Origin of the sequence: Cohnella nanjingensis, assembly GCF_014212125.1 — a bacterium.
GTDB lineage: Bacteria > Bacillota > Bacilli > Paenibacillales > Paenibacillaceae > Cohnella > Cohnella nanjingensis.
This window is the reverse complement of record NZ_JACJVP010000029.1, coordinates 87658-103857: the sequence shown is the minus strand read 5'-3', so window position 1 is coordinate 103857 and position 16200 is coordinate 87658. Positions and strand designations below refer to the sequence as shown.

General features: G+C 54.6%; 22 protein-coding genes. 5 read left to right on the top strand and 17 right to left on the bottom strand.

Translation table 11 applies throughout. The annotated features are described in order from the left end of the window. Window positions 1–186 precede the first annotated feature (186 nt). Window positions 187–1245 (top strand): EAL domain-containing protein, encoded by a 1059-nt coding sequence (locus tag H7C19_RS18375; RefSeq protein WP_185144176.1) that lies wholly within the window; start codon window positions 187–189, stop codon window positions 1243–1245. An 87-nt stretch (window positions 1246–1332) separates the two neighbouring features. Then, window positions 1333–1761: an organic hydroperoxide resistance protein gene (locus H7C19_RS18370; protein WP_185144174.1), complete on the top strand. Its 429-nt coding sequence runs from the start codon at window positions 1333–1335 to the stop codon at window positions 1759–1761. 123 nt (window positions 1762–1884) lie between these two features. Here H7C19_RS18370 and H7C19_RS18365 read toward each other — a convergent pair whose 3' ends face one another. From H7C19_RS18365 to H7C19_RS18325, 9 genes are all read right to left on the bottom strand, one after another. Next, window positions 1885–2262: an ATPase gene (locus H7C19_RS18365; protein WP_185144173.1), complete on the bottom strand. Its 378-nt coding sequence runs from the start codon at window positions 2260–2262 to the stop codon at window positions 1885–1887. A 105-nt stretch (window positions 2263–2367) separates the two neighbouring features. Beyond that, entirely contained in the window at window positions 2368–2853 is a 486-nt protein-coding gene (locus tag H7C19_RS18360; RefSeq protein ID WP_185144171.1) for a hypothetical protein, read from the bottom strand. 15 nt (window positions 2854–2868) lie between these two features. Continuing rightward, complete coding sequence (locus tag H7C19_RS18355) at window positions 2869–3294, bottom strand: hypothetical protein (protein ID WP_185144169.1); 426 nt, start codon at window positions 3292–3294, stop codon at window positions 2869–2871. Next, window positions 3291–3437, bottom strand: a complete 147-nt coding sequence (locus H7C19_RS18350; protein WP_185144166.1) for a hypothetical protein — start codon at window positions 3435–3437, stop codon at window positions 3291–3293. The genes H7C19_RS18355 and H7C19_RS18350 overlap by 4 nt, the downstream gene beginning before the upstream one ends. Before the next feature lie 16 nt (window positions 3438–3453). Continuing rightward, window positions 3454–3603 carry a hypothetical protein gene (locus H7C19_RS18345; RefSeq protein WP_185144164.1) on the bottom strand — a complete coding sequence of 50 codons (150 nt, stop codon included), beginning with the start codon at window positions 3601–3603 and terminating at the stop codon, window positions 3454–3456. Window positions 3604–3631: 28 nt separating this feature from the next. Continuing rightward, a complete protein-coding gene (locus H7C19_RS18340) occupies window positions 3632–4525 on the bottom strand; it encodes a hypothetical protein (RefSeq protein ID WP_185144162.1) in 894 nt (297 codons plus the stop codon). Between the two features lie 25 nt (window positions 4526–4550). Continuing rightward, complete coding sequence (locus H7C19_RS18335) at window positions 4551–5480, bottom strand: type II secretion system F family protein (RefSeq protein ID WP_246469590.1); 930 nt, start codon at window positions 5478–5480, stop codon at window positions 4551–4553. Continuing rightward, entirely contained in the window at window positions 5474–6889 is a 1416-nt protein-coding gene (locus tag H7C19_RS18330) for an ATPase, T2SS/T4P/T4SS family (RefSeq protein ID WP_185144161.1), read from the bottom strand. Before H7C19_RS18330 ends, H7C19_RS18335 begins: the two co-directional genes overlap by 7 nt. Next, on the bottom strand, window positions 6886–7299 hold the full coding sequence (locus H7C19_RS18325; RefSeq protein WP_185144159.1) for a hypothetical protein: 414 nt from the start codon (window positions 7297–7299) through the stop codon (window positions 6886–6888). Before H7C19_RS18325 ends, H7C19_RS18330 begins: the two co-directional genes overlap by 4 nt. Window positions 7300–7429: 130 nt before the next feature. Here H7C19_RS18325 and H7C19_RS18320 point away from each other — a divergent pair, with 130 nt between their 5' ends. Beyond that, window positions 7430–7828, top strand: a complete 399-nt coding sequence (locus H7C19_RS18320) for a YhjD family protein (RefSeq protein ID WP_185144157.1) — start codon at window positions 7430–7432, stop codon at window positions 7826–7828. Between the two features lie 291 nt (window positions 7829–8119). On the opposite strand, the gene H7C19_RS18315 is transcribed toward H7C19_RS18320, so the two are convergent. The 6 genes from H7C19_RS18315 to H7C19_RS35725 all read right to left on the bottom strand — a co-directional run bounded on the left by H7C19_RS18315 (window position 8120) and on the right by H7C19_RS35725 (window position 11077). Then, a complete protein-coding gene (locus H7C19_RS18315) occupies window positions 8120–8875 on the bottom strand; it encodes a peptidoglycan recognition protein family protein (RefSeq protein WP_185144155.1) in 756 nt (251 codons plus the stop codon). Next, window positions 8832–9065, bottom strand: coding sequence for a hypothetical protein (locus H7C19_RS18310; protein ID WP_185144153.1), 234 nt, complete (start codon window positions 9063–9065; stop codon window positions 8832–8834). The genes H7C19_RS18315 and H7C19_RS18310 overlap by 44 nt, the downstream gene beginning before the upstream one ends. Window positions 9066–9376: 311 nt before the next feature. Further along, entirely contained in the window at window positions 9377–9538 is a 162-nt protein-coding gene (locus H7C19_RS18305) for a hypothetical protein (protein WP_185144151.1), read from the bottom strand. Window positions 9539–9947: 409 nt separating this feature from the next. After that, window positions 9948–10115, bottom strand: a complete 168-nt coding sequence (locus H7C19_RS18300) for a hypothetical protein (protein WP_185144149.1) — start codon at window positions 10113–10115, stop codon at window positions 9948–9950. Between the two features lie 111 nt (window positions 10116–10226). Beyond that, complete coding sequence (locus tag H7C19_RS18295; protein ID WP_185144147.1) at window positions 10227–10943, bottom strand: ORF6N domain-containing protein; 717 nt, start codon at window positions 10941–10943, stop codon at window positions 10227–10229. Continuing rightward, window positions 10940–11077 carry a toxin-antitoxin system HicB family antitoxin gene (locus H7C19_RS35725; protein ID WP_185144146.1) on the bottom strand — a complete coding sequence of 46 codons (138 nt, stop codon included), beginning with the start codon at window positions 11075–11077 and terminating at the stop codon, window positions 10940–10942. Before H7C19_RS35725 ends, H7C19_RS18295 begins: the two co-directional genes overlap by 4 nt. 125 nt (window positions 11078–11202) lie before the next feature. On the opposite strand from H7C19_RS35725, the gene H7C19_RS18285 reads away from it, so the two are divergent. Both H7C19_RS18285 and H7C19_RS18280 read left to right on the top strand, forming a co-directional pair. Then, window positions 11203–11379, top strand: a complete 177-nt coding sequence (locus H7C19_RS18285) for an Arc family DNA-binding protein (RefSeq protein WP_185144144.1) — start codon at window positions 11203–11205, stop codon at window positions 11377–11379. A gap of 29 nt (window positions 11380–11408) precedes the next feature. Next, window positions 11409–11630 carry a hypothetical protein gene (locus H7C19_RS18280; protein ID WP_185144142.1) on the top strand — a complete coding sequence of 74 codons (222 nt, stop codon included), beginning with the start codon at window positions 11409–11411 and terminating at the stop codon, window positions 11628–11630. A 1-nt stretch (window position 11631) separates the two neighbouring features. Here H7C19_RS18280 and H7C19_RS18275 read toward each other — a convergent pair whose 3' ends face one another. Both H7C19_RS18275 and H7C19_RS18270 read right to left on the bottom strand, forming a co-directional pair. Then, entirely contained in the window at window positions 11632–14223 is a 2592-nt protein-coding gene (locus H7C19_RS18275) for a hypothetical protein (RefSeq protein ID WP_185144140.1), read from the bottom strand. A gap of 5 nt (window positions 14224–14228) precedes the next feature. Next, window positions 14229–15947 carry a hypothetical protein gene (locus tag H7C19_RS18270; protein WP_185144138.1) on the bottom strand — a complete coding sequence of 573 codons (1719 nt, stop codon included), beginning with the start codon at window positions 15945–15947 and terminating at the stop codon, window positions 14229–14231. Between the last annotated feature and the right edge of the window lie 253 nt (window positions 15948–16200).

The following is a 16200-nucleotide window of genomic DNA, read 5'->3' as shown; positions in this document are numbered from 1 at the left end:
GGATCCTCCCCGGATAACCGCGCAATGGACCCGCCCAGCGAGCGGCGAAGATGGCCCGCCGAAGCGCCGCCCTTCCCGTTCGTTCCGCAAATTCGTTTCATATCGGACAAGTTCGGGGAATACTTAAATAGGTGAAGTGTCGGGAAGAAGTGAAGATCATCTCAAGACGAGGAGGGTACACCGGTTATGGTACGCTACCATACTTGTCAACGTCACGCGCCCCTTCGCGACTGCGGCCACGTGGAATTCGCCGCCGACGAATTGGGCGCCGTCGCCATTCTTGATGAACTTGTCGGTCCGCGTAACGAGTCGCAAGCCACATGGGGCATCCGATACGACAACCATCAGCAATTGCTGCAGATCTTGAACGGCGTACAGCGCAAGCTGCAGCCTCATCTTGGAGATAACCTTAGATGCAGAATCTCCTACGAAGAAGAAGCGGATAACCCAGCCGACGAGTCGGACGGATGGGTGCCGATCGGACGCCTCTTCGCAAGAGTCGGTCCGCACGAAGTCATCGATTATATTCTGAACAAGCGCTTCTCCAGCTATATGCAGCCGATCGTACAGTTGAACGGCACGGCGATCGGGTATGAGTTCTTGCTCCGGCCGCTGCCGGACCATCCGCCTTTCCGTCCGGCCGAACTGTTCTCGGCGGCCCGCGAAGCGGGGCTGCATTCGTTCCTGGATCGCGAGGCGCGCGGCAGCGCCATCCGTCTGGCGAAACGGCAAGTTCCCGCCGGCGTGAAGAAGTTCATCAACTTCCTGCCTTCGTCGATCTACCGCCCCGAAGCTTGCTTGCAGACGACGTTCGAACAGATCCTGATGAGCGGCATGGATCCCGCCGACTTCGTCTTCGAAGTGGTGGAGACCGAACGCCTGGACGATCTCGATCATTTGAAGCGGGTGTTCGCGGCCTATCGCAGACAAGGCATTCGCCTGGCGATGGATGACGTCGGCGACGGCTATGCGACGCTGGATGTAATGGATGAGCTGAAGCCGGACTACGTCAAGCTCGACCGCAAATGGGTGAGCGGTTGCCATGCCGACGAACGCAAGCAGCGCCATATCGAGGACGTGATGGAACGCGCCTCCCGCTTCCACGGGGTCGTGCTGGCGGAAGGCGTCGAACGGGACGAAGAGTGGCAATATTTAAGGAACGCTGGGGTTCCGCTGTTGCAGGGCTACCTGTTCGGGAAGCCCTCCCCCGTACCGATGCCGACGCGGGTGACCGCGCGGGCGTAAGTCCCCCTGTCTCAGGGCCGGATGACCAATCGAGACAAACATCATGGATACGACGCCATATTAGATGAAGAAAAAGGAGCGATCGAGATGGAATCTCTCTATACGGCACACGTTACTTCCCGCGGCGGACGCGAAGGCTTCGTCCGTTCTTCGGACGGACGACTGAACTTGAAGCTGTCGGCGCCGAACGAAGCCGCCGCCGAAGGCCCTACGAATCCGGAGCAGCTGTTCGCGGCCGGCTACGGCGCCTGCTTCCACAGCGCGGTGAAAGCTGTCGCCAAGAGCCGTCGTTTGGACTGCGAGGACTCCGAAGTGACGGCGAACGTCACGTTAATGAAGGGCGAAGAGGAGGGCTACCGGCTCTCCGTCCGGCTCGACGTCTACATCCCCGGTCTCAGCGAGGAGCAGACCCGCGAAGTCGCCGACAAGGCGCACGAGACTTGCCCCTACTCGAAGGCGACGCGGGGCGACATCGACGTTGAGGTTCGGGCGGTCGCCCATCAGGCGCAGGCTTGAGTTTTTACTCTATTCGTCTAAGCGACGGATACTGACGAATACGAACATCCCTGCAAGTAAAATAGAAGCCCGCCGGCTCATTCGAACCGGCGGGCTTCCCTTGTCGTGGCGTCGTGCTATCGTTTAGATCCAGGCTTTGAGATTGACCTGCCGGATGAACTCCTCCCGGCTGAGCGCTTCCTTGGCCGTTTCTTCCTCGGCGGGCTCTTCGTCCCCGTTCATGATGCGCTTGAACAGTTCCTCGTTGCGCGTGGCCAGCGCATAATCGATCAGCGCTTCCCGGCCGATCCGCTCCGCTTCTTGCTCCAACAGCAATTCCTCCAGCTCGACGTCCGATGCAGGCACGTAGAACTGGCGGTTCGCTCTGGGAACCCGGATGATATAGTCGAAGGCGCTGTCGTTGTTCCGATCGTAAGCGATAACGTAGCCGTATTCCCCGACCGGCAAATGCTGCTCGAAGCGGTCGCCTACGATGACGATCTTTTCTCCCAGTTTCAGCACGCGGTTCTCCCTCCCCTTGTTGAACGCGGACGTAGCTCTATCCTACTAAAAAAGTTCCGCAATGTCCAAAAATGCAAGAGAAGGCGTCAGGAATCGGCTCTCCATTCAAGTGTAAACGAGTTCGGCCGTCCCTTTGAGGTCCCATTCGACGGGGGCGAGTATGCCGAAGATGCGCGGATACTTCATATGCGCGATCAGGACGACGCCCGGACGATCCAGCGTCACCTCGTAGCCGTATTCGGGATTCCGGTAAGTATAGGGAAACGTGACGTCTTCGTTAATGACTTGAAAGACGCGCACCTCCAGCCCCTCGCGCAGCCAACTGCCCGGCTGCGGCTCGAGATCGGTCCCCAGCCGCAGGTTCGCCTGCAAGTAATCCATCGCCGTCGTCCGGGCTGCCGCGGACGAGATGGACAAGACGCCCCACTCCAACTTGTCGCGATCTACTTGTTGGGCGGCCGCATGCGCGGCGCGGTCGATGGCGCGCTTGCCCTCGTGCAGCGTCCCCATCGCCAATTCTTCGTCCATTTGCACTCCGTGCAGCATCCACCAGACGACGATCATCAACACGCCGAACAACAGTTTGTGCATCTCTGTCCCCTCTGCCTATGGCACGTACTCGCTCATCTTCATGCCGGCAGCCGCCATGCGGGCGTCTGCGGACGGCGGCTCGACGCCGATCAGCCGGTCGATGTTCAACAACCCTTCGTAAGGATAGCGAATAACCAGCTTCAGTCCGGTTCCGCGCGGCAGCGGCGACGAAGGATCGTCTCCTTCCTGCCCGGTCGTCGAACCGACTTCATAGATGAGCATTGCGGGCTGGAAGCCGTAACTGGCGAGCCTCGTCCGCGACTCGCCGACCATCGCCCCGTCGATATAGCCGTATCGGCCGCTCGCGCCGATCTCGAGCAGGTAATCCGCTTCTTGCTGCAGCAGCGCTTGGCGAATCACCCAGACGTGCTTGTAGATCGGGGAGAACATCAACCAGCAGAAGATCCCCGCGAACAGCACGAAGACGAGCAACTGCTTCATGGGCTAACCCTGGAGATCGCGCCCGCCATGCCCGATCCCGACGATCGAATCTGCGCCCGCATCCCCCCGTCGCCGCCCACGACGGCCGTATAGATCGCGACGACGGTTAAGATCAGCATCACGGTAATTAAGATCTGCCGCATCTTGCCCCTCCTTCGCTTACGGTTCCATGTTCCCCAGCGTCGTATTGGCCGTGCTGCCGTGCGTCTGGATGCGCGCTTTGGTGCCGGTCGTGTCGTTCGCGATGATCGTGTTGAACAGCAAAGCTACGACGATCAGCATCATGACGGTGATCAGAATGTTCCGCATTGTCGCACCTCCTTTCTATGGATTCAAACTATGGATTCAAAGCGTCGAACAAGCGCTGCGCTTCCTGCACCCAGGGGTACAGGAAGATCTGAAACGTATACAGGATCGGAATGCCCGCGAGCACGAAAAGCACGTAGGAGGTCGTCTCCTTGCGGCCGGCCTTGGCCAGCTCGATATTGGCCTTGTACTCGCTCACGACCTCCCGGAGCATCCCGTAAACTTCGCTGCTCTCATAGAGCCGCAGAGAGCGGACCGTCTCCGTGAAGCCGAAGGCCTCCTGCGTCCCTAGCCGGGTCTTGAACCGTCCGAGCGCCGCATCCGCGTCGTGATACCATTCGTTCAGCAATAGCTGCATCTCTCCGCGGATCAGCCGGGTATGGGGCAGGCACCGCATCAGCTTGCCGTGCAGATGCAAGCGGGACCCCGTATAGTACAGCAACTGGCTGACGACGGCGACGATCTCCCGGCGAATCCGGTCGGTCCGGTATCGTTGGATCGCCTCCAGATAGGGACGATCGAACAGCGCGCCAGCCCCCAGCAGCACGAACAGGAACAGCGCGTTCCAGGTCAGCGCCGGCGAGATCCAGCCGGCCCGCCCCAGCGCATAGCCTGCCGCCGCGGCCGCGGCCGAGAGCGCGATGGCGCTCCGTCGGACGGCCAGGTACAGCGCGGGCGCCACGCGAATGCCGCAGCCGGCGAGCAGCATCCGGCGCTCTTGGAGCGCCGTGCTCTCGGCGTCGCATCGCATGCTGCGCAGCCACCAGAGCGGCGGCTCCCGCAGCCGCCAGCCTTTGATGGCGACGCGCCATCTCGGCCTGCGATAGAGCAACAGGCGCAGCAGCGCACCGAACCCGCATGCCGCTAGGACGAACTGAACGACCCATCCCGCCGCCGCGTAGATCCCCAAGCTGATATCCGTCATCCCGGTTCCTCCTCTCCAGCGGCTGCTACATCTTTCTCCTCGATAAGTAGAGTCCCATCAAGAACGAGGCGAATAGCAGGACGAGCGCGTTCAGCAGCATGCCTCTACCCGCCGGATCCAGGACGTAGTACAGGTAGCTCCCCTCGGGGTTCAGCCGAAAATTGATCCCCAGAAACAACGCGAGGAACCCTACCGGCGAGAAGTTCGCCATCCGGATCTCCAGCAGGCGATGCCGCTCCGCCTGGTCGTCCATCCGCGCCTTGCGCATGTCGTCGATCAGCTCCTTCAGATTGTCCGCGATGTTGTTCCCCTCGGATAGCGCGACCCTCATCATGCTGACGAAGTAGTCGGCCCAGGCATGCCCGATCGCCAACGCGAATGTCCGCAGACTCCGCTCGTCGTCTCCCCGTACGCAGAGGTTCCGGTAGAGCTCCTCGAAGATGGCCTGGGCCTCCCCCGGCAGCTGCCGCTCTTCTACCGTCTTCTGCAGGGCGGTCCGCACATGCCGCGATCCCGTCACCAGATAGCACTGATAGAACAACTCGATCGCCGGGAGAAAATAGAGCCGGGCCGCCAACTGCCGGCTGATCAGCCGCATGCGCAGCAAGCTGTAGGGCAGAACGCCAAGCACGCCGGACAGCAGGAGCGCCGAACGCGCCGACTGGAACAGCAGGATGCCGCCGGCCGCTCCTGCCAATGCCAGGACTGCGGACAACGCCGCGAACGCATCCGGCCGCAGCTTCCATCCCGCAGCCGCGAGCAAGTCCGCCACGTGCATGTAGGGGCGCCCGAATCGCGATTGGCGCCAGCTCTCGTCCGAGCGGCCCTCCCGATGCGAACGCAATCGCCTTGCGCGCGACAATCGTCCGCCATACAGCTCCAAAGCGATCCGCAACGAGACATAGAGAAGCAGGAAGAGGACGCCGCCAAGCAGCGCAATGCCGGCCGTCAGCATCCGCTCGCCTCCCTTAGGCCGCGCAGCCAGCCGTAACCTCCGGGATCCATTCGGCGGATCCGCTCCCACGCCCGTTCGGTCAGCCCGAGCGGGAGCTTCCACGCGTCGGCCTCTTCGTCGTAGCGAGCCCAGTCCCGAACGGCGATCTCGCCGCCCTCGACGGCGAACTCTCCAACCCGGACGAGTCTGCGGCTCTCGCCGACCATCCGCATCTCGAAGCCGATCTGCGTCACATGCTCCGCGATCCGCTTCGTCAGACGAGACGGATTCATCCCGCGGCCATCCAGCATGCACATGTCCGTGATCGCCTCCGGCACGTCCTCCAAGGTGTTCGCGTGAACCGAAGTGATGCTGCCTTCATGTCCCCGCGTACAAGCGCGCACGTATATGTTGGCGTCCTCGTCCCGAATCTCGGCATGGCAAATTCGTTGCGGGGACTGCCGCAGCGCAAGCTTGAACGCCTGCCGCGGTCCATGCAGCGGATCGTCCTCCTCCGCCTCGTACTCGACCACGTTCTTCTCGGGAAAATCCCGCTGCAGCCGCAGCTCGTAGCGTCCCTCGATCGTCACGATCCGCTCCTCGTCCGGCATCGCGGAGATCAGCGCCTTGATCAGATGGGTCTTGCCCGTGTTGGTCGCGCCGATCACCACCATATTGAAGCGGGCCCGCACGATGCAGAGCAGCATCTGCCGGACGGCGTCGTCGATGGTCCGGTAATCCGGCCGCGCCAGCGTCTCCAGATCGAACCGGCGCACGGTGTAGAACCGGATCGTCAGCGTCGGCTGGGCGGTGAAGCCGAAGCCGGTCATCGTCACCCGCGAGCCGTCCAGCAGCAGCACCTCCGCCCAGCGCTTGCGCGGGTTGATCCGGTCGTTGTTGAACAGGACCAGGTTCTGCTGAATCCGCTCCACCTGCGCGATGTCGCTGAAGCGGTAAGCGGACTTGACGGCCCGTCCGTCGCGAACCTCGAAGATGCGGGTACCGACGACCTGGACTTCCTCCAGCCCTTCCCGATGGCGAAGAACCAGCTCCAGGACGTTCAGGCCGATCACTTCGGCGAACAGCGCCTCGGCCAGCGTCCCGTAAGGCAGCGACCCATGCGGGATGTGCTGCAGCCGCTTCTTGATGATCCAGTCCGAGATGATCGCGAGCAGCTCGGCCCGCTCCTGCGGGAATCCGATGACCGCGCGGTTGAGCTTCTCGGCGTAGCGCTTGCGTTCCTCTTCGCTCCAGCCGCGCGGCGCGGCCAACATGTGGCGCGCTTCCTCGGTCAAGGCGCGCAGGTCGAGCGCGCCGGGCGCGGCGTCCTCCGTCGCCAGCAGCGGAGCGGCGCCACGGTCCGATTGCAGCTTGGCGGCGTAGGCGGTCGGCGAGAACCGTTCGGGCTTCGTCCCCGCCTCCGGCCTCACCGCCCCCTCCCGCGATGGGAGAGCAGACGGCGAAGCCAGGGACGATCCGAACGCTTCATGCGTTCGCCCCAATTCAGCTTCCGCAGCAGCGGATCGGCGACCGCGTCGAACGCGGCCGCGTTCCGTTCCTCGGCGGCCAGCCATTCGTCCAGTCTGCCGCTGTCCAATTGCAGATGCACGCTCTCGGCCAGATGAAGCTCGGACAACGAGACGATCCCCGTCTCTTTACGAATCTCTTTCATTCCGAATCCCCCCGCATGCGTATACTTGCCTTGCAGCAGTACCAATTGATAGTCTTGCTGGTCGATGCCGAACTGCGCCCCGACCTGTCCCGTCCAGCGATTGACGTCTTCCTGGAAGTGCGTCAAGCTCCCCGTCGTCACCAGACAGCGGTGGTCGGCCTCCCGCATGGCGCATACCGTGGCCGCATTGTCCCAATACGCGCTGACGTCCGTAGACGCTAGTCTATGTAGACAATTTATCAAAAACCACCATTGAATAAGAACGCACGTTCCCCATATAATAAGATGGGGTGATCAAATGGAGTTCAACGAAGAGCAAACTAAATTGATCCGCGAATACATCCACCTATCCGAATTGGTTCATGAGTCGCTGCACGAACTTAAGGTGCTGGAGACCTCTCGTGTCACGCTCAAGGATCTGAATATGCGCATGACTAAGATGTTCGGCACATACTTCAACGCACGCTTGAAGGACGCGCAGAAGGCGATGTGGCGCCAGGGCATCAACGTGCGCAAGGATGACCAGGGTGGGGAGATCGTTTACTTTGACGTTACGGTTCGGGGTGTCAAGAGCCGGTTCGGCATCAAACGGATCGTGCTGGAAGATGAGCTGAGGGTGATGTGCGATAAGCTGGGGAAGCAGATCGAAAATGCGAAGTTCGAGGAGTACAAGGTGGAGGTTAAGAGGCAAGGATAATAAAGAAGCCCTCCGGTTGGAGGGTTATATTTTTGCCATTGGTAACTTTTCTTTTGTGATCGGATCTGTAGGCCATACACCATCACCGTGTGCAAAATATTCAGGATACTTCATACGTTCGATTTCAGACGGGAAGTATGTACCGTCCTCGTGGAAAATGTGCGGCTTGAGATCCCACCCTAAGTGGACGCCAACGATTTTATTGGGATCTTTGTAACTTTCCTTTTTGGATAGCCTTCTCATGACATCACCTGTCCATATTATAACATAAATACAAAGGGCCCGAAGGCCCTACGGTACGTAGTATCCCTTGTCGATTGCGATCTGCAGGATATCCATCAGCTTTGCTTGAGCTGCAGCATAGTTCGGATCGCTCGGGTTCAGGCCCTTGTTGAATAGGTCCGTCATGCGTGCCTTGAATCCAAAGATCCGCTGCTGCACATCGTTTGGCGTGTCAATGAGGGACAAGTCAAGCTCGATCTGTGCGAGATCCTTCCGGACCCTGTTCATGTCGTAGCCGGGGCAAGACGTCGCAGATAGTTCCTTGTGGCCAGACAACTTCCGGTAGTTCTTCAGGTGCGACCGGGCATAGAAGAATGCAGCGTACAGCGCATCCCGGTCCTGATCGGTCAGAGAGTCCACGTTGACGTAATCGCCTTCTACAGCGATATGGAGCGTATATCCGTTATTGCTGGCGACACCGTAGGTGAACGCCTCGAAGTTGTTGACGATGTACATCTTTCCGCTGCGGATATAGATGTGGTACGGCATCCCCGGTTCTCCGGAACTCAGGTTCTTCGTTGACTTGATATGGCTTTGAGCGATTCGTACCGCCATCTGCTCGTCCGTATACATGGCGCTGGAAGCCTTGGATATGGCGGTGTGGTGAAATACGATCGTCGTGATATCCTCGATCCGGCGCGGCCCCTTCAGCGACTCCCACGTGTATTTAGGATGATGTGGCAAAATGGGGCGCAGATCGATGATCGGAACCTGAGCAAGCTTATTGCTCGGATTCAATGGGGAAATTAGGCTCGTTGGCTGCATTGGCGGACCCTCCTTGTGGCTTCTTGGCGAGGTCTACAGCGGATTCGCCTACGATATAGGTAGCGATGATGCCGGCGAATGCAAGGACCGTCTGCGAGTCAATGCCGAGGTCTAGGCCGTCGTTCAGAATGATGAGGGCAGCGGATACCACCGCGAGAAGAAACTTACGCGAGAGAAATTTTCTTTTCATGATCATTCTCCTCTTAGATTGGAATGTCGCCGTTTGGCGTGTGGATGACTCTGCACCATGGACAATAGCAGTCAAGGTGTTCGGATGCTGGACCGTATTTAAGCCTCCAGATTGTACGGCGGCACGGAGTTCGTTGACCGCGTATAGGACCGCTGTGTTCGTTGTGTGCGACCGTCTGAACCGCTTGGGTATCAGTAGGTTCTGAATGAACTTGACCCGTATAAGGGCCGCTGCGACCACCAGAATCGATGTAAGCTTGATCCCATCCCGGGCTAAGTTGCTCACCGCTGTAGCTATGAAGTCTATCCATGTCATTCAGTCTGCGGCACTTCCATGGGGATGACCAAGCTGCGCGCAAACCGCTCGCCGAAGGAGTCAACGTAGAGCTGGAACAACGGGTCTTCGTCGGCCACTTTGCCGGTCAGGATGAATATGCCTACCTCCATTTTGATGGAGCTTTCTACGCCCTTCATGGTCTACACCCCCTGTAAAATGACAAAGACCCCCATGTGGAGGTCTCGTTTGATTGCATTACTTGTTGCGAAACTTCTTGATGTTCTTTTTACGTCGCTTGTGTTTCTGGTTCTCTTTCTTCACCATGTCCTGAACGTTTGCGTCCTTTAGGTACTTTCTTGTTTCTGGCTTCTGCTCCTTTTCTCCAGACTCAACGCCGTACAACGTAATGATTAGTCTTGATGTCTCGTCATCCTGATAGACAACCTCTAACTTCGTTCCGGGCAATACAATCTTGTGGACGCCCGTTAACAGTGGGATGGTTTGGAGGCGAGCCTTTACCCATTCCTCACTTACCCTTCGTTCTCGGCATCGCTGTCTTGCGTGATGTGAAAGTCTAATAAACATTCGGAGCATCCCTTATCCTCATCAAATCACCTCAATTAATCTCTTAGTTCTGATTTCTTCGACTTTCATCTCTAGGAACATTACAAATTCTTCAACAGAAGGACGGTCATCACCTGTGAAGACCATTAAAGTTTTTTCTGCTAGTTCGAGGACGTGTTGACGATTGGTTAGTTCCAATTCTATTTTCATGTGCCCTCCAAATTGAAGGGCTCGCCCACTTTAAATGTATGTAATTGTCGGTTATAATGTGGGTATGTGGGCGATAGCCCTGAGTGTGAGCCTCTTCCAAACCGGCCAAGGTTATCGGGAAGAGGTTCCTTCTTTTTTCTTAGGAAACCATCCTTGGATGAAAGTCATTGCCTCTTCAAAATCCTTACGTGGAATTTTCGAGTAAGACGGTACATTGAAGAAAGTATTAAGTGCCGTGAACAAACCTCTGAAGTGAGCATCGATGTTCTCCGATTTGAGTTGACCAATCCTCGTCCTGACCGCGAGTTGAATATCCGCCTTCTGATGATCCGTTAGCCACACTTCGTTATCAACGACCAATTCCAAGTGCCGCATAGATTGGCGAAGCTCGACGTTCTCATCTTCTAGTTCCTTTTGCTTTGCCTCAAGAGCGTTCTGGCGTTGTTCGGTGATGATCATGAATTGAAGTTGTGGGCTAAGAGCCGTTAAATCCGTTTTCTGATCTTCAACCTTCTTGAAGTAACCGTCGACTAAATCTGTGTACGCACTCCAAGCTTGATCCGTATTTAACGACTTTGCGTGAAGAAACACTCCTTTTTCAGTCCAAAGGTAGATTACCGGAGAATGTTTCAACTTACCCTGAATTTCAAAGGAAGTTTTGAACTCTTTGAGTTCATCACCCTTGAGAGCAATATAGTGCTTCCCTTCCACAAAATGCTTTTTGTTGTAATTGAAATTGTTGTGAATCAATTGAACTGTTGCTCCGAATGCCTCGGCTACTTGTTCAGTGGTAAGTACGCGCTGATTATTCCTCTCAATAATCCTCATTGCTTAACCTCCTTGTTAAGAATCATAAGAATAAATGCATTCTTCGATACGCCCATAGCCTGAGACAATTCCGATAACTTTTCATCAAGACTGCTTGTAATCCTAAGCGTCAATTGACTCCTGTTTGAATTCACTTTGTATTCACCTCCTGAACATATATTAATTTGAATTCACTTTGTTGTCAATATGATTCTTTGTTATGTTGAATTGATTTGGATAAACTAATAGTGAAGTCAATATTATTCTCAGAGGTGTTAAAGTGGCGACAGACAAACGTCAGTTTACATTGCGATTAAACGACGAGGTATTCGAGAAAATCAAACTAATTGCCAGTAAAAATAAGCGTTCATTAACAATGCATATAGAGTATGTCATTGAGCAGCATATCGCTGAGTATGAAAAAGAGAATGGAACAATACAAGAAGGCCCCCAATAGGAGGCCCAACATAAGGATGGTTGTTCAATATGGATAACAACAATAATCCTGATGAAGAAGAATCAATATACGAGTTTAAAAGCGGCTGGAGTTACATTGTAGAAAAACACTTAGCTACAATAATCATTATCGCAGTTGTCCTTGGAATTGCCGGATGGATCTATTTGTCTGATAAATATTCTGGTGATCCTCCTGAATGTACATATACTGATCGAGGTTGCCAAGGAGATAACAATAGATGGGGACAGTAGATCACTGTCCCTTTTTAATTTGCGCGATCGTCCTAGGCTTTGCACCTTCCTGTTGCTCGATATATAAAATGAAGTCCTGAAGCTTCTTCAACTGGTCCAACTTAGCGTAATGATCGTACTTTTCCGCATCAAACGGTTTAGCCAGAGAGCTAATACCGAATGATGGTGTACGGAATTTGTTGTCCTGATCCACGCTATTGTCGGTCTGCAGATAATCGGAAAGTCCTCTCCCGATCTGGCCGGTTAACTGCTCGAGTCCATAGGCGGTCTTGATTGGGATTTGCGCCCCACCCAAATACTGCTTCGTCTGTCCCTCGAACTTCTCGATTGGTTTGCCCTTGAAGAAGTTGAAGTTCGTCGCCAGCTCCATTGGTGTCTTGATAAGCGGAGTGAGGGAATCAGCGCCCAGCTTTAACGGATCAGAGAGCTTCGTCAGATCGCTCAAAGGCAGATTCAGCCCGAGCATTCTACCCTTTCCTTCCGATCCATAGAGAGGCATGGCGAACGATTCCTTCATGTAGTCAGGAATGTTCTCGTCGGTCAGCCCAACGTTCTCCTGAGCATTCAGCCGCAGCCTATTGATGTTCTGGAATTTACGCGGGTCCTGTACGAACTGTTGGAGCTGAAACGGAATGTTCTTCCTGGACCACGTGTAGAACGGGATGATTCGTCTGGCCTTTTGCTCGAACGGAGTCAGGTCGGAATAATCGAATTGAACCTCCCTAACCTTGGCTGCTGACTGTTCAGGCGTCATTCCTTTTTCTCTAGCCCATTTGTAGAGGGCGAAACGATTGGCCTGGTCCGCGAGTTCTCCGACCTCTCGTGAAGTATTGAACGCATTCAGGGGATTCGTACGCTGAAGGACCTTACCCTTTGTATCTTTTGAAAGGTTTTCAATCGACTTCTGAATACCCTTCTCAGGCTCGCGCAGGCTCCCGAATTCGACTTGAGTCATCCCACTCGATCCCAGACCTTGCGACCGGAACTCCTTGTACATCGCGCTTTCCTTGCCTCTAAGGGCCTTAGCAACTTCCTTCGCTCCTTGAAAGGTGTACTTTCCTAACTGAGCGGTGTTCATCCCAGCAAGATAGTTGTTCCACATTGCACCGGCGACGTTGCGAATATGGAACCCCGGAGAGAACAAGGCCATCTTCTTCCACATACCTGTAAGGCCATCGAACGCCTTCATGAACGCCTTTGTGCCCTCGTCGCTATTCATGCGCTGATATCGATCAAGCAGCATCTTCACTTGAGGGGTAACGACGTATTGGCCCCCAACCTTATCGGCCAAATTCAGACCGTCCAGCGTATCGCCGGATTCCTTCAGGAATTTGTAGTTGTTTGAGTCGATGACCACATTCTTGCCGACGTCCATACCCTTCTGGAACGGCTGCGCAAAATCTGGATTGCTAAGTACCTTGCGCCTGAAGTCTACTGCATGGATGTAATCCAGCAACCGTTGATGGCCCACACCTGTTGCAAAGTATGCGTTTGGGTTAAAGAATTCCCTGCCCATCTGTTGGTTTATATCTTCGGCAGACCCTTCAAGCTTCCTTTTCTCAAGTATTTTCTTGTTCGGGTTTCCTTTTCCAAATGAACCTACATCGATCTTGAACGGCTTACCTAGTTGCCTGCGTTTTTTCTCTTCCTGGGTGAGGATATGGGTCATGTAGCCAGAGAGTTCGGGGATGTCGATTCCCTTCTCTGCAGCAAAATTTCTGATATCCGCATTGCTCTTCATCAAATCATCTGCAGCTTGAAGTATCTGCGGATCGTTCGATAGTTCCCTATATGGGCGCGGACCGTTGACCTGCAGATCCTTCTCCATGATCCGTCCTACATCAACGCCGGTATCAATTCCCCCTGCCGCCTTTGCGGTGTTCGCCAAGTCGCTCATGGCATTTTCTTTCATGAACCGCCTGCTATTTTCGGTATCCAACTCGGCATTCTTGAGGAAGTCGCTCTTGCCGCCCGTTAAGGTTACATCCTTCTTATAGTCCGGCTTGAACATATATCCCAAGCCATCCTTTATGTTTTCTGCTGCTGGCCGTAGGTTGTTCTCGCTGAACCTAGCAAAGCTTGGAATTGTCTCTTCTGCCGCTTTGTACGCGCCTCCTACGGCTTTCCCTGCGAGACCAGCTCCTTTCCCTACCCCTTTGGCTATTACGCCACCAGGAACGTATGTGAGAGGATCTAGAGCGATCTCAAGGCCAGTGCCAAGAACAGTCTTCGCGACTTTGTTATGAATTCCAGCTTTGTCCACTAAGTCGGACCCACGCACCTTGTCTTCGCCGCTGAATCCCCTTGCAAATGCGTTGCCCGCGTTCATGGTGTTATTCTTGTCTAATACGTTTAGAACTCCCTGAGCTGGGCGCCCAAGGAGGTCTAAAGCATCGAAGAACCAGTTTTGACCTTGCGGTAGATTCGTTGCCTTTTCAAACCAGTTACGCCTATCTGCCGATTTCAGACTATACCCCGAATCTTTTATCCGGGTTTCGGCGTTCTGAATCTGTCTGTCTAAAGGGTCCTCTTGCGCAGTTTGTTGGTTGAACCGCGTGAAGCTACTCTGGCCATTGAATCTGCTGAATGACACGAGAATCAACCCCCTAACCTAGGACCATATTTATCCTTCCAGACTTCATAGGACGTTCCTGCTGAATAGCCTTGTGGAGACGTCATCCATTGAACCCAATCGTATTTAGCGCGTCCTGCAGATTTTCCGGTCGGATCAGTTTCCCAGTCTTTCAGTAGCTCTGTTGCCGACTTTCCTACTGTTGTCTTTGCGGGTTGCTGCGGTTTCGGCGTGGATTGACCAGAACCGCCTTCTAGATACTGCTGGACAAATGCCCGCATATTAGCCGCATCTTCCTTCGTGGTAAATCCCATTCGTTCCCTACCGTTAATCTCGCTTAATGCCTGATCGGCGGAAAGTTTCCCCGAGGTGAGTCCCGAATACAATCCGCTCAATTCTTCACTCATTCCATTATTACTGCCGCTTCCGAATGACGTCCCTTGCGTAATCCCGAATTTCTCTAGCCCTGCCGGCGCCTTTCCAGAAGCCTTCCAAACGTCCATGAGTTGGTTGAAGTTGGCCGTAGAGGCAGCTCGGGCATTGTCATTAGTGACGTTCATTCGCGATGTCTGAGCGTTCATTTGGCTGATCGCCAGTTGCGCTGCATCATTGCTGATTTGATGAGCGAGCTGAGCTTTTTGCAGAGCATATGCAAGATCATGTTCACGCACGTTTTCATCAAAGGTTTGTTGATACTGCTTGTCCTTGATAGCGTCGCGTGCCTGCTGATATGCATAGTTCTGATTGTATTGTCTAACGTTCTCGTCCATCTCTTGACCGCCCAACGTTCTCATGCCCTGACCAACGTTTTGACTTGCTTGAGATGCAGTCACGTTCGATCCAAACTGAGTCGGATTATAGCCCAAGGATGCGAGCTGATTACGAAGCACGTCCGCCTGCTGGCTGAGTCCTGTGCGCTGATCTGCAGTAATCCCCTTTGCCTCGGCTTGAGTCTTCAGGTTCAGCAGTTGATTGATGATCTCGTTGGCACCCTGTGGCACGTAGTTCCCAGTCAGTTGGCCCTGAGCAATGGAATTGTTAAATCCTTGTTGCACCAGGTTGTCCGCCCTGGACTGCTGATTCAGCAACGGATCAAGCGCCGCCAGCGTATTCTGGAACTGCTGCTGTTGTCGCGCCTGATTTGCCGCTATGAGCTGCGGAACCACCTGAAGCTGCATATACTCATTCGCTGTGTTCTGCGCGGTCTGAGCGGCATCTCCGAGCGCCGTAGAACGACCGAATCCTGCGGACCCCATTGTCTCCTGCGCCGCTCTTATGCTTTGATCCGCTGCCCGTTGCTGCTGGGCTTGTTGAGCTGCATACTCTGGGCTAGAGTACGGGTCATAGGACTGATTACCGCTCGCCATCACCTGTATAGCCTTGATAACATCTGCGATCTGATTATTGTATGGGTTCTGAGCCCCTGCATTGCTGTAAGGATTGTACGCGGCATAGGGATTCGCTGTTGGCTGTACGCTTGCCGTGTACCCTGTGTTGGCAGTAGATGACGGTGCAGGATTGTTCAGAGTCGATTGATACGCGTCCCACGCCTTGTTGAAGTTGTTGCTGCTTGTGTACGCAGAACCCTGATATACCTTATCGGGGTTGATGAACGTTTGCCCTTTTACCGTCACGCCCTTGGATGGGTCATAACCGATGTCGCCGGCAGAAACGCCCTTGCCTATCAACGCATTACGAACGCCTAAGCTGTATGCATCTCCAGAAGTGGGACTTGAAATAGCCACAGGCTCAACTCCTTTCGTGGAATAGAAAAAGAGCCTACCTATGGTAGACTCTGGCAGACAAACTCTGCTAAAATGTGCTTTGGTTTGCAAAACATGAGGAAAGGAGGAGGCATATATGCCCATCTACTGCGTAACATATGATCTTAAAGCACCGGGAAGGGATTATAAAGACTTATACCGCGTGCTCCAAAGCTACGGTTCATATGCCCGACCAACAGAATCACAATGGTTATTGAACACGAGTGAGTCTATA

What these genes read in the sequence shown, in the direction of transcription:
- H7C19_RS18375 (WP_185144176.1), top strand. Translation starts at nt 187, where the DNA reads ATGGTACGCTACCATACTTGTCAACGTCACGCGCCCCTTCGCGACTGC.
- H7C19_RS18370 (WP_185144174.1), top strand. Translation starts at nt 1,333, where the DNA reads ATGGAATCTCTCTATACGGCACACGTTACTTCCCGCGGCGGACGCGAA.
- H7C19_RS18360 (WP_185144171.1), bottom strand. Translation starts at nt 2,853, where the DNA reads ATGCACAAACTGTTGTTCGGCGTGTTGATGATCGTCGTCTGGTGGATG.
- H7C19_RS18355 (WP_185144169.1), bottom strand. Translation starts at nt 3,294, where the DNA reads ATGAAGCAGTTGCTCGTCTTCGTGCTGTTCGCGGGGATCTTCTGCTGG.
- H7C19_RS18350 (WP_185144166.1), bottom strand. Translation starts at nt 3,437, where the DNA reads ATGCGGCAGATCTTAATTACCGTGATGCTGATCTTAACCGTCGTCGCG.
- H7C19_RS18345 (WP_185144164.1), bottom strand. Translation starts at nt 3,603, where the DNA reads ATGCGGAACATTCTGATCACCGTCATGATGCTGATCGTCGTAGCTTTG.
- H7C19_RS18340 (WP_185144162.1), bottom strand. Translation starts at nt 4,525, where the DNA reads ATGACGGATATCAGCTTGGGGATCTACGCGGCGGCGGGATGGGTCGTT.
- H7C19_RS18335 (WP_246469590.1), bottom strand. Translation starts at nt 5,480, where the DNA reads ATGCTGACGGCCGGCATTGCGCTGCTTGGCGGCGTCCTCTTCCTGCTT.
- H7C19_RS18325 (WP_185144159.1), bottom strand. Translation starts at nt 7,299, where the DNA reads ATGCGGGAGGCCGACCACCGCTGTCTGGTGACGACGGGGAGCTTGACG.
- H7C19_RS18320 (WP_185144157.1), top strand. Translation starts at nt 7,430, where the DNA reads ATGGAGTTCAACGAAGAGCAAACTAAATTGATCCGCGAATACATCCAC.
- H7C19_RS18315 (WP_185144155.1), bottom strand. Translation starts at nt 8,875, where the DNA reads ATGCAGCCAACGAGCCTAATTTCCCCATTGAATCCGAGCAATAAGCTT.
- H7C19_RS18310 (WP_185144153.1), bottom strand. Translation starts at nt 9,065, where the DNA reads ATGAAAAGAAAATTTCTCTCGCGTAAGTTTCTTCTCGCGGTGGTATCC.
- H7C19_RS18305 (WP_185144151.1), bottom strand. Translation starts at nt 9,538, where the DNA reads ATGAAGGGCGTAGAAAGCTCCATCAAAATGGAGGTAGGCATATTCATC.
- H7C19_RS18300 (WP_185144149.1), bottom strand. Translation starts at nt 10,115, where the DNA reads ATGAAAATAGAATTGGAACTAACCAATCGTCAACACGTCCTCGAACTA.
- H7C19_RS18295 (WP_185144147.1), bottom strand. Translation starts at nt 10,943, where the DNA reads ATGAGGATTATTGAGAGGAATAATCAGCGCGTACTTACCACTGAACAA.
- H7C19_RS18280 (WP_185144142.1), top strand. Translation starts at nt 11,409, where the DNA reads ATGGATAACAACAATAATCCTGATGAAGAAGAATCAATATACGAGTTT.